Annotated in this window: 13 protein-coding genes; 10 read left to right on the top strand and 3 right to left on the bottom strand. The window is 66.1% G+C overall.

The window, feature by feature from the left end; translation table 11 throughout:
- Positions 1-228: 228 nt before the first annotated feature.
- Positions 229-786 (bottom strand): YceD family protein, encoded by a 558-nt coding sequence (locus tag N4G63_RS04855; RefSeq protein ID WP_260790431.1) that lies wholly within the window; start codon positions 784-786, stop codon positions 229-231.
- A gap of 37 nt (positions 787-823) precedes the next feature.
- Between N4G63_RS04855 and N4G63_RS04850 the strand changes: the two genes are divergently transcribed.
- Both N4G63_RS04850 and N4G63_RS04845 read left to right on the top strand, forming a co-directional pair.
- On the top strand, positions 824-1,462 hold the full coding sequence (locus tag N4G63_RS04850; RefSeq protein WP_443112004.1) for a Maf family nucleotide pyrophosphatase: 639 nt from the start codon (positions 824-826) through the stop codon (positions 1,460-1,462).
- Positions 1,450-2,247, top strand: coding sequence for an SAM-dependent methyltransferase (locus tag N4G63_RS04845; RefSeq protein WP_260790430.1), 798 nt, complete (start codon positions 1,450-1,452; stop codon positions 2,245-2,247). The genes N4G63_RS04850 and N4G63_RS04845 overlap by 13 nt, the downstream gene beginning before the upstream one ends.
- 82 nt (positions 2,248-2,329) lie before the next feature.
- Here the strand turns inward: N4G63_RS04845 and N4G63_RS04840 are convergent, their stop codons facing one another.
- Entirely contained in the window at positions 2,330-3,871 is a 1,542-nt protein-coding gene (locus N4G63_RS04840) for a DEAD/DEAH box helicase (RefSeq protein WP_260790429.1), read from the bottom strand.
- Positions 3,872-4,020: 149 nt separating this feature from the next.
- Between N4G63_RS04840 and rfbD the strand changes: the two genes are divergently transcribed.
- Together rfbD and rfbC are read left to right on the top strand one after the other, a co-directional pair.
- Positions 4,021-4,911, top strand: coding sequence for a dTDP-4-dehydrorhamnose reductase (gene rfbD, locus N4G63_RS04835; RefSeq protein WP_314599407.1), 891 nt, complete (start codon positions 4,021-4,023; stop codon positions 4,909-4,911).
- Between the two features lie 52 nt (positions 4,912-4,963).
- Positions 4,964-5,524: a dTDP-4-dehydrorhamnose 3,5-epimerase gene (gene rfbC / locus N4G63_RS04830; protein WP_260790427.1), complete on the top strand. Its 561-nt coding sequence runs from the start codon at positions 4,964-4,966 to the stop codon at positions 5,522-5,524.
- A gap of 57 nt (positions 5,525-5,581) precedes the next feature.
- Here rfbC and N4G63_RS04825 read toward each other — a convergent pair whose 3' ends face one another.
- Positions 5,582-6,667, bottom strand: a complete 1,086-nt coding sequence (locus N4G63_RS04825; protein ID WP_443112003.1) for an MraY family glycosyltransferase — start codon at positions 6,665-6,667, stop codon at positions 5,582-5,584.
- Between the two features lie 161 nt (positions 6,668-6,828).
- Here N4G63_RS04825 and N4G63_RS04820 point away from each other — a divergent pair, with 161 nt between their 5' ends.
- The 6 genes from N4G63_RS04820 (at position 6,829) to rfbH (ending at position 14,273) form a co-directional block, all read left to right on the top strand.
- Entirely contained in the window at positions 6,829-8,685 is a 1,857-nt protein-coding gene (locus tag N4G63_RS04820; protein ID WP_260790425.1) for an SLBB domain-containing protein, read from the top strand.
- Positions 8,686-8,809: 124 nt separating this feature from the next.
- Positions 8,810-9,922, top strand: a complete 1,113-nt coding sequence (locus tag N4G63_RS04815; RefSeq protein WP_260790424.1) for a Wzz/FepE/Etk N-terminal domain-containing protein — start codon at positions 8,810-8,812, stop codon at positions 9,920-9,922.
- A 158-nt stretch (positions 9,923-10,080) separates the two neighbouring features.
- A complete protein-coding gene (locus tag N4G63_RS04810) occupies positions 10,081-11,076 on the top strand; it encodes an FAD-binding oxidoreductase (RefSeq protein ID WP_314599405.1) in 996 nt (331 codons plus the stop codon).
- A 19-nt stretch (positions 11,077-11,095) separates the two neighbouring features.
- Positions 11,096-11,869 carry a glucose-1-phosphate cytidylyltransferase gene (gene rfbF / locus N4G63_RS04805; protein ID WP_260790422.1) on the top strand — a complete coding sequence of 258 codons (774 nt, stop codon included), beginning with the start codon at positions 11,096-11,098 and terminating at the stop codon, positions 11,867-11,869.
- 2 nt (positions 11,870-11,871) lie between these two features.
- Positions 11,872-12,954 carry a CDP-glucose 4,6-dehydratase gene (gene rfbG / locus N4G63_RS04800; protein WP_443112038.1) on the top strand — a complete coding sequence of 361 codons (1,083 nt, stop codon included), beginning with the start codon at positions 11,872-11,874 and terminating at the stop codon, positions 12,952-12,954.
- On the top strand, positions 12,951-14,273 hold the full coding sequence (rfbH, locus tag N4G63_RS04795) for a lipopolysaccharide biosynthesis protein RfbH (protein ID WP_260790420.1): 1,323 nt from the start codon (positions 12,951-12,953) through the stop codon (positions 14,271-14,273). Before rfbG ends, rfbH begins: the two co-directional genes overlap by 4 nt.
- Positions 14,274-14,278: the final 5 nt, after the last annotated feature.

The raw sequence follows: 14,278 nt of genomic DNA, 5'->3' as shown, positions 1-14,278 counted from the left end.
CGCCAAAACGACGCAACCCTCATGCGATGAATGCAGCGCGCAATCCGTGGAATGCAGACGCACGTTGGGCGGTTGGTGCTTTTCGGCGCTTGAAACCCTGACGGCTTGGCGGCGCGTGAAGCGATTGGCGGGCTTGGCGATCAACCACTCGCGGACACCCCAGGCCAAATGGCCCAGTTCCGCAAGGGAAAGCCCGCGACTATACCACGGCCTGAAGAAATCAAGCCATCAGCTGGCGCCGCGGTCGGTCTTGAGCGACTGCAGCACCGCAAACGGATTGGCGCGCTCGGCCGGGGCATCGTCGGCCGACGCAGCGTCAGCCGCCATCGGCAAGGGCATCGGGCACTGGCTGTGGCGCGGCACCAGCGGCAGGGCCAGCAGCAATTCGTCTTCAACCAGCTCGCGCAGATCGATCGAGCGGCTGAGCGCCAGCACGTCGTCGTCGATCTCGGCGTCCAGTGCCTCGGCCTGCGCCTCGCCCCGCACGAAGCGGATGCGGCGCGCCAGCGCCAGCGGCACCTCGAAGGGCTGCAGGCAGCGCTGGCAGCTCAGCCACACCCGGGTGTCGGCCGACAAGGCCAGCCAGAGCTCGGCCTCACCACCGGCCACGGCACGGCGCTCGCCCTGCACTTGCCAGCGCACCTCCCCCAAGGGCACATCCTGGGGCGGCGACTGGCTTTCAGCCAGACGCACGAGCGAATCGCCGGGCCACTGCCCGGCCAGCGCACCACCATCGGCTGCAAAGGCGGCCACATCCAGGCGCAGGGGATCGTGCTGGCGTTTCATCGCGGCCAGTGTACGGCGCGATGTGAGAATTGCCGGCATGTCCATGCCCTCCAATGCGCCCACCGCGGCACCGGCAGCCAGCGCCGCGCCGCGCCTGGTGCTCGGCTCCACCTCACGCTACCGGCGCGAGCTGCTGGGCCGCCTGCGCCTGCCCTTCGAATGCGCCGATCCGGCAGTGGACGAGGGCCGCCTGCCCGCCGAGAGCCCGGCCGACATGGCCACCCGGCTGGCGCTGGCCAAGGCACGCGCGGTGGCCGCGCGGCACCCCGATGCCATCGTGATCGGCTCGGACCAGGTGGCCGACCTGGACGGCGAGCCGCTGGGCAAGCCCGGCACGCATGCGCGTGCCCTGGCGCAACTGCACGCGATGCGCGGCCGCGCCGTGCTGTTCCACACCGCCGTGGCGGTGGTGCGCCCGGCCACCGGCCACACCGGCCAGGCCATGGCCACCGTGCAGGTGCGGTTTGGCCAGCACAGCGATGCGCTGCTGGATCACTACCTGCGGCTGGAGCAGCCGTATGACTGCGCCGGCAGCGCCAAGTGCGAGACGCTGGGCATTGCGCTGCTGGGCGCCATCGAGTCCGACGACCCCACGGCCTTGATCGGCCTGCCTCTGATCCACACCTGCGCGCTGCTGCGCGCCGCCGGCCTGGAGCCCCTGGCATGGGCACGCTGAACCCGCCCCCGCCTGGCACGCCGAGGGGCCGCCTGGTGCTGATGCCCAATGCGCTGGACCTGGGCACCGGCAGCGAGGTCGGCCTGCACGCCCTGCTGCCATCGGCGGTGATCGAGCGCGCCGCCAGCCTGCCGCACTGGGTGGCCGAAAACGCCAAGACGGCGCGCGCCTTCCTCAAGCGCGTGGACGCCATCGTGCCGCTGGCGCGGCCGCTGCAGCAGATCGACATCACCGAGCTGCCGCGCCCGCCCAAGGGCGCCGGCCGGCCGGCTGCCGCGCCCGACATGGCGCCGCTGCTGGCCCCGGCCCGCAACGGGCATGACATCGGCCTGATCTCGGAAGCCGGCATGCCGGCCGTGGCCGACCCCGGTGCCGCCCTGGTGCTGGCCGCGCACGAGCAAGGCATCGTGGTCGAACCCCTGGTGGGCCCCAGTGCGCTGCTGCTGGCCCTGGCGGCCAGCGGGCTCAACGGGCAGCAATTTGCCTTTGTGGGCTATCTGCCGGTGGACAGCCCGGCGCGCGCGGCGCGCATCCGCGAACTCGAAACCCTGTCACGCCGGCAGCAGCAGACGCAGCTGGCCATCGAGACGCCCTACCGCAACGATGCGCTGCTGGCCGCCTTGATCGAGCACCTGCAGCCCACCACGCGTCTGGCCGTGGCCAGCGGCCTGACCCTGCCCGCCGCGCGCTGCCGCACGATGAGCGTGGCGCAGTGGCGCAAGACCGGCCCGGGCGATGCGCTGGGCGACCGCCTGCCGGCGGTGTTTGCCTGGCTGGGCGCTTGAGCCCAGTGGCCCAAGCCGGCGCACAGGCCTGCCAGCCCCAGGCTGCCGACTGACCCGCCCTGCCGGCGCGCCCCTGCGGCCTTCAGGCCTTGCCGCCGCCCAGCAGCGACGCCACCTTGCGCTTGGGCCGGATGCTGGGCGAGATGGCGTTGCGCACCGGTGCTGCGTCCTTGCGATCCCAGCTCGGCGCGTCGGCGGTTTCGGCCGCGGGCTCATAGGGCCGATCAAACAGCGGATCGGACGGCGCGCGCGGCGGCGGCGCATAGCCCACCGGCGCAGTGGCCGAGCGGCGTGGCCGATCAGCGTCGTAGCGCGGGGCGCGCTCTTCGCGCTCGGCACCTTCGGCGCGCGGCGCGCGATCACGCTCGAACTCGCGTTCACGCATCGGGCGGCGCGGCCGGTCGTCCTCGAGCTCGAAGGGCTCGAGGTCGATCTTCTTCTTGATCAGCTTCTCGATGTCGGCCACCAGACGACTGTCATCGCGATCCACCAGCGTGACGGCCAGGCCCGAGGCACCCGCGCGGCCGGTGCGGCCGATGCGGTGCACATAGTCTTCGGCGTTGAAGGGCACGTCGAAGTTGAACACCGCCGGCAGGTCGGCGATGTCGAGACCGCGGGCCGCCACATCGGTGGCCACCAGCACATCCACCTCACCGGCCTTGAACGCGGCCAGCGCCTTCAGGCGCTCATCCTGGCTCTTGTCGCCATGCAGGGCCTGGGTGCGCAGGCCGTCGCGCTCGAACGAGCGCGCCAGGCGCGCGGCGCCCAGCTTGCTGTTGACGAACACGATGGCCTGGGTGATCTTGCGCACGCGCAGCATCTGGCGCACGGCGGCACGCTTGTCGTCCTCACCCACGCTGTAAAAGCGCTGCTCCACCGTGGAGGCGGTGGCATTGGGCCGCGCCACTTCCACCAGGATCGGGTCTTGCAGGTAGCTGTTGGCCAGTTTCTTGATCTCGGGCGAGAACGTGGCCGAGAACAGCAGGGTCTGGCGGTTGCCCTTGGGCAGGTAGCTCAGGATGCGCTGCAGATCGGGCAGGAAGCCGATGTCGAGCATGCGGTCGGCCTCGTCGAGCACCACGTACTCGACCTGGTTGAGCACCGCGTTCTTGGCCTCGATGTGGTCGAGCAGGCGGCCCGGCGTGGCGATCAGCACCTCCACACCCTTCTTCAGCTCGGCGGTCTGCGGCTTCATGTCGATGCCGCCAAACACCACGGCCGAGCGCAGATGCGTGTGCTTGGCGTAGGCCTTGACGTTGTTGGCCACCTGGTCGGCCAGCTCGCGCGTGGGCGCCAGCACCAGCGCACGCACCGGGTGCCGGGCGGGCGACATCGAGGCGTTCTCGTGCTTCATCATGCGCTGCAGCAGCGGCAGCGTGAAGGCAGCCGTCTTGCCGGTGCCGGTCTGGGCCGCGCCCATCACGTCGCGGCCGGCCAGCACGATGGGGATCGCCTTGGCCTGGATCGGCGTCATCGCCGTGTAGCCCGAATCGGCCACGGCGCGCAGCAGCTTGGCGTCGAGCGCGAGGGTTTCGAAGCGCTGGGGCGCGGTGTCGGCGGCGGCTGGGTCGGCCGTGTGTGCCGGAGATTGCGCCGGATCGGCGCTGGCGGTGGTTTCGGTCATCAAGCGCTGATTATCCCTGACGCACGAACTTCGTGGTTTGGGGCATCGGGCGGGCCGCGCCGGGCCGTCACGCAACGGTTCATAGAATGCGCGCCGGCGCCTGCCCATGGCGCACACTCCCGACAAACCCTTAGCCGACCCGCCTGCCCATGAAATTCGTCTTGCTCGGACCCGATGGCCAGGTGGGCTGGGAGCTGCGCCGCGCACTGGCGCCGTTGGGCGATGTGATCGCCCTGCCGCGCGCCGAGGGCGGCGACCTGGCCCAGCCCGGCGCCCTGGCCAACCGCTTGCGCGCCCTGCGGCCTGACGTCGTGGTCAATGCGGCGGCCTACACGGCCGTCGACAAGGCCGAGAGCGAAGCCGCGCTGGCCCAGACCATCAACGCCGAAGCACCCGGTGCGGCGGCCGCCGTGATGGCCGAACTGGGCGGCTGGCTGCTGCACTACAGCACCGACTACGTGTTTGACGGCAGCGGCAGCCAGGCCCGCGACGAAACCGCGGCCACGGCACCGCTCAGCGTGTACGGCCACACCAAGCTGGCCGGCGAGCAAGCCATCCGCGCCAGCGGCTGCCGCCACCTGATCCTGCGCACGAGCTGGGTACACGCGGCGCGCGGCGGCAATTTCGCCCGCACCATGCTGCGACTGGCCGGCGAACGCGACAGCCTGAACGTCATCGATGACCAGATCGGCGCCCCCACCGGCGCCGATCTGCTGGCCGACCTGGCCGCGCACATGCTGCGCGGCGCGATCGCCAGCCCCGAGCTGGCCGGCACCTATCACGCCGTGGCCGCGGGCGAGGTCAGCTGGTGCGGCTATGCCCGCCATGTGATCGCCTGGGCGCGCGAGCGCGGCGTGACCCTCAAGTGCACGCCCGAGGCCGTGAACGCCATCCCGACCAGCGCCTACCCGACGCCCGCCACGCGGCCGCTGAACTCGCGTCTGAGCACCCGAAAACTGCGCGAAGCCTTCGGCCTCACGCCACCCGACTGGCGCGCCGGCGTCGAGCGCATGCTGCGCGAAGCGCTGCAACTGCCCTGATCGCCGAGCCGCCAGGCAGATCCGAATCCACCCCCTGCATCCGAGCCATCCGATGAAACTGATCCCGACCCGCATTCCCGACGTGGTGATCGTCGAACCCGCCGTCTTCGGTGACGACCGCGGCTGGTTCTTCGAGAGCTACAGCGAGCGCAAATTCCACGACGGCCTGGCCGCCCTGGGCCTGCCCAAGCCCCGCCCGTTCGTGCAGGACAACGAAAGCCACTCCAAGGCCGGCGTGCTGCGCGGCCTGCACTACCAACTGCCGCCGCACCCGCAAGGCAAGCTGGTGCGCGTGGTGGCCGGTGCGGCCTTCGACGTGGCGGTGGACATCCGCAAGGGCTCACCCACCTTCGGCCAATGGGTGGGCGTGGAACTCACCGCCGACAACAAGCGCCAGCTGTGGATCCCCGAAGGCTTCGCGCACGGCTTCGTGTCGCTGGTGGATGACACGCGCTTTCTGTACAAGACGACCGATTTCTACGCCAAGGATTGCGAGCGGGCGATCCGCTTTGACGATCCGGCGATCGGGATCGAGTGGCCGGCGGGCTTGCAGCCGCTGTTGGCGGACAAGGATGCGGCGGCGCCGGAGTTGGCGAACTCTGAGCTCTTCTGACCACAGCAGGGCGAGCCAGCGCCTACCAGCGCCATTCGCAGCCTGGGGAGCGGCGCGTCAGTGCCGCGTGATCAGCCAGCGCGGAGACCGGAAACGGACAATGCGCCAATACAAGTACGAGTACAACGCGACAAACAAGCCAATGAACGAGGCTAGGACGGCCGTGCGATCCCACCACAGCATGGCGGGCACCACCGCGAACATGCAAAGGAACCACAGATACGGGGAGGTCATGGAGTTGCGCCGTACCTTAGATCGCTTGAGTTCGCGGCCAACGGCCCATCGCATCAGCCGCCGATAGACCAGCGAATGCAGATGGATGCCGTCTGGCATGCCGACCGGTTGACCCCGCAACACTTTTCGGCGATAGATCGAGAACACCGTTTCGAACACCGGGTAGATGCACACCAGCAGCGGAAACATCGGCGAAACGTCAGGGTTGCGATGCAGCAACAGGATCGCGAGTTCGGCGACAAAGAAGCCCAGGAAATAGGCGCCACCATCGCCAAGGAAGATAAGGCCGAGCGGGAAGTTCCAAACGAAGAAACCCAGCACCGCGCCGATGCCAGCCAGCGCGAGCGTCATGATCGTGTAGTCGCCCACTTGGAACGCGACGTAAGCGATGCTGACGAGAATCAGCACCACACACATTGACGCCAGACCGTTCATGCCGTCAATGATGTTGATCGAGTTGGACACACCAGCAACCACGAACACCGTCACGAGCGATGCGCCAACGACGGACGAAACCACCCAGTCGAGCCCTGGCAAGCCAGTGCGCAAGATAAGTGCATCCACAAAGCCGGCAGCCAGGACCGCAGACATGGCAGTGAAGAACAGCCTGCGGCGGGGACTTTGCGTCTTGGTGAGATCTTCAGTCAGACCCGAGCCGAAGGCCGGCAAAGCACACAGAGTGAGCGCCAATGCCAGCGGCTGATCGGTTGTAAGCCACAGCCCCACCGACACCAACAGAACGCCGAGGAAGATGCCTATGCCGCCCACTCTAGGCACAGGCGCCGCATGGAACTTTTGCGGCCCTGTCATGTCGTGATCCAGCAGCCGATTGCCCTGCCGACGACCTACCCTTACTACAACCATGGTGGCGAGGAGCGAACAGGCGAGAGCGAGCAGTAGAGCGTTCACCATCGTCAGTATAGTTTCTTGCTACGCGCACCACTCGGGGTGCCGCCTCGGTGCAACCTGCCTGCCGGGTAGAATTCGCGTTTCCCTTTTGCCAGCCAAGTGGCTGGCAATCAACCCAGGAGAGGCAACTCAAACACCGCCTCTCAGCACCAACATCGCCCATGCATCCTTCCGCTGTTCTGTGCAAGTTCGTCTGCTCATCGATCGCGGTCGGCATGGCCGCGCTTGTTGGCGCCGGGGCGGCGGCGCAAACGATGGATGTGGACAACATTGTTGACTCGCGTTCAGCCTCCGAGAGCACCGGGCCAGTACGCCTGCGTGGCAGCAACCCAGCGTTAGCGCAACCGCAAGCCACCGAGTTGGCGCCGCAGAAGCCTCAACCCTACGTCGCCGGTGAGTTCGAACGTTATGTTCGCGCACGCTCCGGTGACACCGAGGTTCGCCGCCTTGGCGCCGAACTCAAGCTTGAGGGCTCGGCTGCTGACCCTAGTGCTCTGGTGCCGGCGGACTATGTGATTGCGACAGGTGACGAAGTATTGGTGACCATGTGGGGAACCGTGGATGCCGATCTGCGGCTCACGGTCGACAGGCAGGGAAAAATCTCGATCCCGCGGGTTGGCGCCGTGCAGGTTGCCGGCTTGCGCAACGCTGATCTGCAGTCGGCGGTTGAGCAGCGTGTAGCTCGCGTCTTCAAGGGCTTCCAGTTGAGCGTGTCGCTCGGGCAGCTGCGCGGCATCCGGGTGCTTGTCACTGGCTTCGTGGCCAATCCGGGCACCTACACGGTCAGCGCCTTGTCGACCGTGGTCAACGTGCTCACGCGCGCTGGCGGGCCGTCGGCAGCAGGAAGTTTTCGTGCGGTAGAACTTCGTCGGGGCGGGCAGCTGGTCACAAAGCTCGACCTCTATTCGCTGCTGCTTCGAGGCGATCGCTCCGGGGACGCCTTGGTGCAGCCAAGTGACGTCGTCCATGTCATGCCCGTGGGAATTCAAGTGGGCGTCGTTGGCAGCGTGAACAGGCCGGTCGTGGCCGAACTGCGTCAAGGCGAAACCGTGGCAGACGCATTGGCCATGGCCGGAGGGCTGTCGGCGGTAGCCGAATCCTCTCGCGTGACCGTCGAGCGAATGAAGGACCGGCTCGATCAGCGCGTGGTGGAGTTGCGCCTGCCCGCCGATGCGCTATCGCTACTGGCCCAGGGCGACATCGTGCGAGCATTCAACGCTTCCGAGCCCATTCTCTCTACGCAGCGACAGAACAAGCGGGTGCGGGTCGAAGGTGAGGTGGCCCGACCTGGCGAATATTTGCTGCCGCCGAACAGCACCATCGAGGACGCCATCAGCATGGCGGGCGGACTGTCACCGTCGGCGTTCCTTTATGGCGCCCAGTTCACGCGCGAGAGTGCGCGCACAACCCAACAGCAGAACTACGAGCGCGCACTGCGCGACCTGGAAACGGACTTGGCACGCTCGTCGGCGTCGCAGCGCCTGTCGGCCGGCGATCAGGCCACGCTTTCGCAGGCTCAGTTCACCTCTTCCAACAGGTTGCTTGAGCGCCTTCGCGCGCTCCAGCCGTCGGGGCGCATCGTGCTGCAGTTGCCGCGAGATGCCAAACAACTGCCAATGCTGTCGCTGGAAGATGGTGATCGCCTGACCGTCCCGCCGATTCCCACCACTATCGGCGTCTTCGGCAGCGTGTTCAATGCGGGCAGCTATCTGTACCGCGATGCGCGGACGCTGGACGAGTATCTGCGTTTGGCTGGCGGTCCGACCAAAGGCGCCGACGAGAAGAGCATCTTCGTCGTTCGTGCCAACGGCCAAGTCGTCAGCAGCCGCCAAAGCAGCGCTGCCAGTTCCTGGTTTGGCGGCCAATCGATCGGCAGTCTCCCTGCCGAACCCGGGGATACCATCTTCGTACCGGAAGAGATGGACAAGACGACCTTTGTCCAATCGGCCAAGGACTGGACGCAGATCCTGTACCAGTTCGGTATCGGCTTGGCGGGTATCAAGAGCGCCATCCAATGATGGTTTGCGGGCTGGCGCGCCACGCGCCCCTGAGAATGCTGCCGTCTAGACCTTTTCGATCCGCTTGCGTGCTTTCACGGTGACTCGATCTGCCATGCCAGACCCTACTTCAGATTCCGAGGACATGGAATCGCCTGACCGCACCCTGGGTCAAGTGCTGCTGGACGTCGGCCGCCAGTTGCGCCCCCAATGGCTCCTGTTGGCGGTTGCGCCCATCGTGGTTGGCGGACTGACACTTGGTGCGACGCTCCTCATACCCCCGACCTACACCGCAACAACGACGTTTCTGCCGCCTCAGCAGTCGCAAACCATGGCATCCGCCGCGCTGTCGTCGCTTGGTGCCTTGGGCGGCATCGCCGCGGGTGCAGCCGGCATCAAATCATCGGCCGAGCAGTACATCGCGCTCATGCAAAGCGTGACGGTATCCGACCGCATCATCGATCAGTTTGAACTGAGAAAGGCATACGACGCCAAGTACCAGGTCGATGCGCGCAAGACCCTGCTTCAGGGTGTGCGCATGTCCTCGGGCAAGAAGGACGGCCTGATCACGGTGGAAGTCGACGACAGCAGCCCACAGCGCGCGGCGGACATCGCCAACCGGTATGTGGATGAACTGCGGCGCATGACGGCGACCATTGCCGTCACCGAAGCGCAACAGCGCCGGGCCTTCTTTGAAGGCAAGTTGCGTGAGAGCCGCGAACGACTGACGCAGGCGCAGAAGACCCTTCAGGCCACCGGTTTCAATCCCGACGCATTGAAGACCGAACCGAAGTCCGCGGCAGAGTCGTACGCCAAGCTCAAGGCGGAAGCAACAAGCGCCGAGGTTCGACTGAAGACACTCCGTAGCACGTTGTCCGACAACACGCCGGAAGTTCAGCAGCAGGCGGCCGCCTTGGCGGCCATCCGTGAGCAGTTGAGCCGTGCAGCGCAAGCGACAGAGTCGGCCAATGGTTCTGACTACATCGGCCACTACCGCGAGTTCAAATACCAGGAAGCGCTGTTCGAACTCTACGCACGCCAGTTCGAGGTGGCACGCACGGACGAGAGCCGTGAGGGTGCCTTGATCCAGGTGGTCGATCCGGCCACGCCGCCTGAGCGCAAGAGCAAGCCCAAACGCACATACACCGCAGCAAGTGCAGGTGCCGCAACGTTGATTTTGCTGCTGGCCTGGGTGCTGTTCCTGCGTCGGCAGTTCGTTGTGGAAACATCTACGCCGGGCCGCGCCGTTCCGACTTAAAGGTAGGTGCTGCTTAGTACCGCGGTGCGCCGCGAGGCGCGTCGAATCCAATGTAAACGCCTGAGCAGGCGTTGGTTGCTCCCAGGTTCCCGGCGCAAAGGCAGCCCAGACTGCCGACCCAAGGTTTTGATCGCCAGCACTCCGCTTGCTTCCGTCTCGTGCACACCATCACCCTGACCTCCGGCAAGAAGTTCGACATCGCTGATGGCGAATCGATCCTAGATGCGGCGACCAAGGCTGGCGTCTCCCTTGAGCACAGTTGCCGCACTGGCCGCTGCAACAGCTGTCGCAGCCGGGTGCTGTCTGGCAATACCCGGCCCTTGCAGGCCGAAACCGCACTGTCGGCCGACGACTCGGCGCTGGGCTGGATACTCACCTGCGCGCGTACGGCCGGATCGGATCTCCAACTGGAGGCGAGTGACCTGGGGGCATTGCAACTGCCCAAGGCCGGTACTTGGCCAAGCCGCATCCAGTCCATCGAGAAGCTTGCCGAAGATGTGGCGCGTGTGCGTCTGCGACTTCCCCCGAGCTGCGATTTCGTCTACCTGCCGGGTCAGTATGTCGATGTCGTCGGCCCCGGCGGCGTGCGCAGAAGCTACTCGATCGCCAATGCGCCAGCGCCTGACCGATTGATCGAACTGCATATTCGCAGCGTCCCCGGCGGTGCCATGAGTGCCTACTGGTTCGGGCAGGCCAGGACCAACGATCTCCTGCGCTTGCACGGACCGAGCGGGAGCTTCGTGCTGCGCGACATTGACGACCAGGATCTCTGTTTCCTGGCAACGGGCACCGGACTGGCCCCCGTCAAGGCCATGCTCGAAAGCCTCTCGGGCGAACGCCAGACCGGCCGGCCGCGCAGTGTCACCGTGTATTGGGGTGCGCGGGTGGCCGAGGATCTGTACTGGGATCTGTCGACCCTCGGAGCGTCGTTCACCCCGGTGCCTGTCTTGTCCCGGGCCGCGGCAGGCTGGTCCGGCGCCCGAGGGCATGTCCAGGATGTGCTCCTGTCGCGCGGCCCCGACCTGTCGCGCCTGCAGGTGTACGCCTGCGGATCCGAGGTGATGATCCGCGATGCCAGGCAGCGATTGCTGGACGCCGGATTGGCGCCGACATCATTCCATGCCGACGCCTTCGTCTGCTCAGCGCCCGCTTGACCGGAAAGGAAATCCACCCATGAAAGCCGTCATCTTGGCCGGTGGCCTCGGCACCCGCCTCAGCGAGGAAACTTCGGTCCGGCCCAAGCCGATGGTCGAAATCGGCGGCCGGCCCATCCTCTGGCACATCCTGAAGATGTACTCCCAGCATGGGGTGAACGACTTCATCATCTGCTGCGGCTACAAGGGCTATGTCATCAAGGAGTACTTCGCGAACTACTTCCTGCACATGTCCGACATCACCTTCGACATGCGCAGCAATCGCATGGAAGTCCACCAGCGCCGCGCCGAGCCCTGGACGGTGACGCTGGTCGACACGGGAGACACATCGATGACCGGCGGCCGTCTGCGGCGCGTGGCCGACTATGTCGCCCAGGATGAGGCCTTCTGCTTCACCTATGGCGACGGTGTGAGCGATGTGGACATCTCCGCGACCATCGCCTTCCACCGCAGCCATGGCAGGGCCGCAACCCTGACGGCAACCCTGCCACCCGGGCGCTTCGGTGCACTGGACCTGAGCGGCGGGCAGGTGCGCAGCTTCAAGGAGAAACCCAAGGGCGACGGCGCCATGATCAATGGTGGCTTTTTCGTGCTCTCGCCCAAAGTGCTGGGGCTGCTGCATGACGACCAGACAGTGTGGGAGCAGGAGCCACTGATCACGCTGTCTGACCAAGGCGAACTCATGGCCTACGAGCACCATGGGTTCTGGCAACCGATGGACACCCTGCGCGACAAGATGCTGCTCGAGGAACTGTGGGCTTCAGGCAAGGCCCCATGGAAAAGCTGGGACTGAGCATGGCGACGACACGATCGCAAGTGGATCCGTCCTTCTGGCGCGGACGCAGGGTGCTGCTCACCGGGCACACCGGCTTCAAGGGCAGCTGGCTCAGTCTCTGGCTGCAGTCTATGGGCAGCGAAGTCCAGGGCCTGGCGCTGGCGCCCCCAAGCGATCCCAGTCTCTTTAAAGCAGCCTCGGTGTCGCAGGGCATGTCCAGCACGATCGGCGACATTCGTGACTTCGATGTTGTCTGTGCGTGCATGCAGCATTTCCGCCCGGAAGTGGTGATGCATCTGGCGGCTCAGCCACTGGTGCGGCTCTCGTACCGCGATCCGGTCACCACCTATGCCACCAACGTCATGGGCACGGTGCATGTGCTGGAGGCAGCCCGGCGCGTCGGCAGCGTTCGCGCCATCGTCAACGTGACCACCGACAAGTGCTACGAGAACCGCGAGTGGGTGTGGGGCTACCGCGAAGACGAGCCGATGGGTGGGCACGATCCCTACAGCAACAGCAAGGGATGTTCGGAACTGGTGACATCGGCGTACCGGCGGTCGTTCATGTCCGACGCCGGCATTGCGCTCGCCTCGGCGCGGGCCGGCAATGTCATTGGCGGCGGCGACTGGGCGTCAGACAGGCTGGTGCCCGACATACTGCGGGCCTTCGAACGTGACGATCCTGTGGTGCTGCGCAATCCGTCAGCCACGCGCCCCTGGCAGCATGTGCTGGAGCCGCTGTCGGGCTACCTGATGCTGGCACAAGGCCTGGTTAACGGCGGGCCACAACATGCCGAGGCCTGGAACTTCGGGCCGCGCGACGACGATGCTCGCCCGGTGCAGTGGATCGTCGAGCAGCTCGCTGCACTCTGGGACGGCCAGCGCCGTTGGACGATCGACGCCGGCGCGCACCCGCATGAAGCGCACTACCTAAAGCTTGACATCTCCAAGGCCGGTGCACGTCTGGGCTGGGCGCCTCGCTGGCCACTGGCCACGGCGCTGCAGCACATCGTGGCGTGGCACCGCCAATGGCTTGCCGGCGACAATCCCCGGTCGACGTGCCTGCGCCAGATCGAGCTCTACACCAACACGAATCCCTCATGAACGCCCCGACTCCCGACACACTGCGCCTGCAGATCGCCGAACTGGTAAGGCAGTACGCCGAGGTCGCCCACGCTCCGAAGCCCTTCGTGCCCGGCGAATCGCCCGTCCCGGTGTCGGGCAAGGTGATTGGCACGCGCGAACTGCAGCTGATGGTGGATGCCTCGCTGGACGGCTGGCTGACCACTGGCCGCTTCAACGCCGCCTTCGAGGAACAGCTGGCCCGGTTTCTCGGCGTCCGCCATCTCATCACCGTGAACTCGGGGTCGTCGGCCAACCTCGTGGCGTTCTCTACCCTGACGTCGCCACGTCTGGGCGAGCGCGCCATCCGTCCGGGTGACGAGGTCATCGGCGTGGCCGCCGGATTCCCGACCACGGTGAATCCCATCCTTCAGTTTGGCGCCGTTCCGGTCTTCGTCGACGTTGATCTGGCCACCCACAACATCGATGCCAGCAAGATCGAGGCGGCCATCGGCCCCAAAACCAAGGCCATCATGCTGGCGCACAGCCTGGGCAACCCGTTCAACCTGGACGTGGTGACGGACATCTGCCGCCGGCATGGCCTGTGGCTGGTGGAAGACTGCTGCGACGCGCTGGGAGCCACCTACGACGGCCGGCTGGTGGGCACGTTCGGCGACATCGGAACACTCAGCTTCTATCCGGCACACCACATCACCATGGGTGAAGGTGGTGCGGTGTTCACCAACAACCCCGAACTCAAGCTCATCGCTGAATCGTTCCGCGACTGGGGCCGCGACTGCTACTGCCCACCGGGCAAGGACAACACCTGCAACAAGCGCTTCTGCTGGAAGCTGGGCCAGCTACCCGAGGGCTACGACCACAAGTACACCTACAGTCACCTCGGCTACAACCTGAAGATCACCGACATGCAGGCCGCCTGCGGCCTGGCCCAGCTTGAGCGGGTGGACGAGTTCATCGCCACGCGCCGTGCCAACTTCGACTACCTGAAGACACGGCTGCAGACGTGCGCCGAGTTCCTCCACCTGCCGGAAGCCACGCCGAAGTCCAACCCGTCATGGTTCGGCTTCCCCGTGGTGCTGAAGCCGGAGTCGGGTGTCCGCCGTGTCGACCTGCTGAACTACCTCGACCAGCACCGCATCGGCACGCGGCTGCTCTTTGCGGGCAACCTCACGCGGCAGCCCTACATGATCGGCCGTAACTTCCGGGTCAGCGGCGAGCTGACGAATACCGACATTGTCATGAACCAGACGTTCTGGCTGGGCACCTTCCCCGCGCTCACGCCAGTACACCTGGACTACATCGCCGACCGGCTCGAAGAGTTTCTCGGCGTGAGTTTCTGAGCGAC

The sequence above is a fragment of the Aquabacterium sp. OR-4 genome, assembly GCF_025290835.2.
GTDB lineage: Bacteria > Pseudomonadota > Gammaproteobacteria > Burkholderiales > Burkholderiaceae_C > Pseudaquabacterium.
Note: the sequence above shows the minus strand (reverse complement) of the source record. Positions and strands in the feature narration are given on the sequence as shown.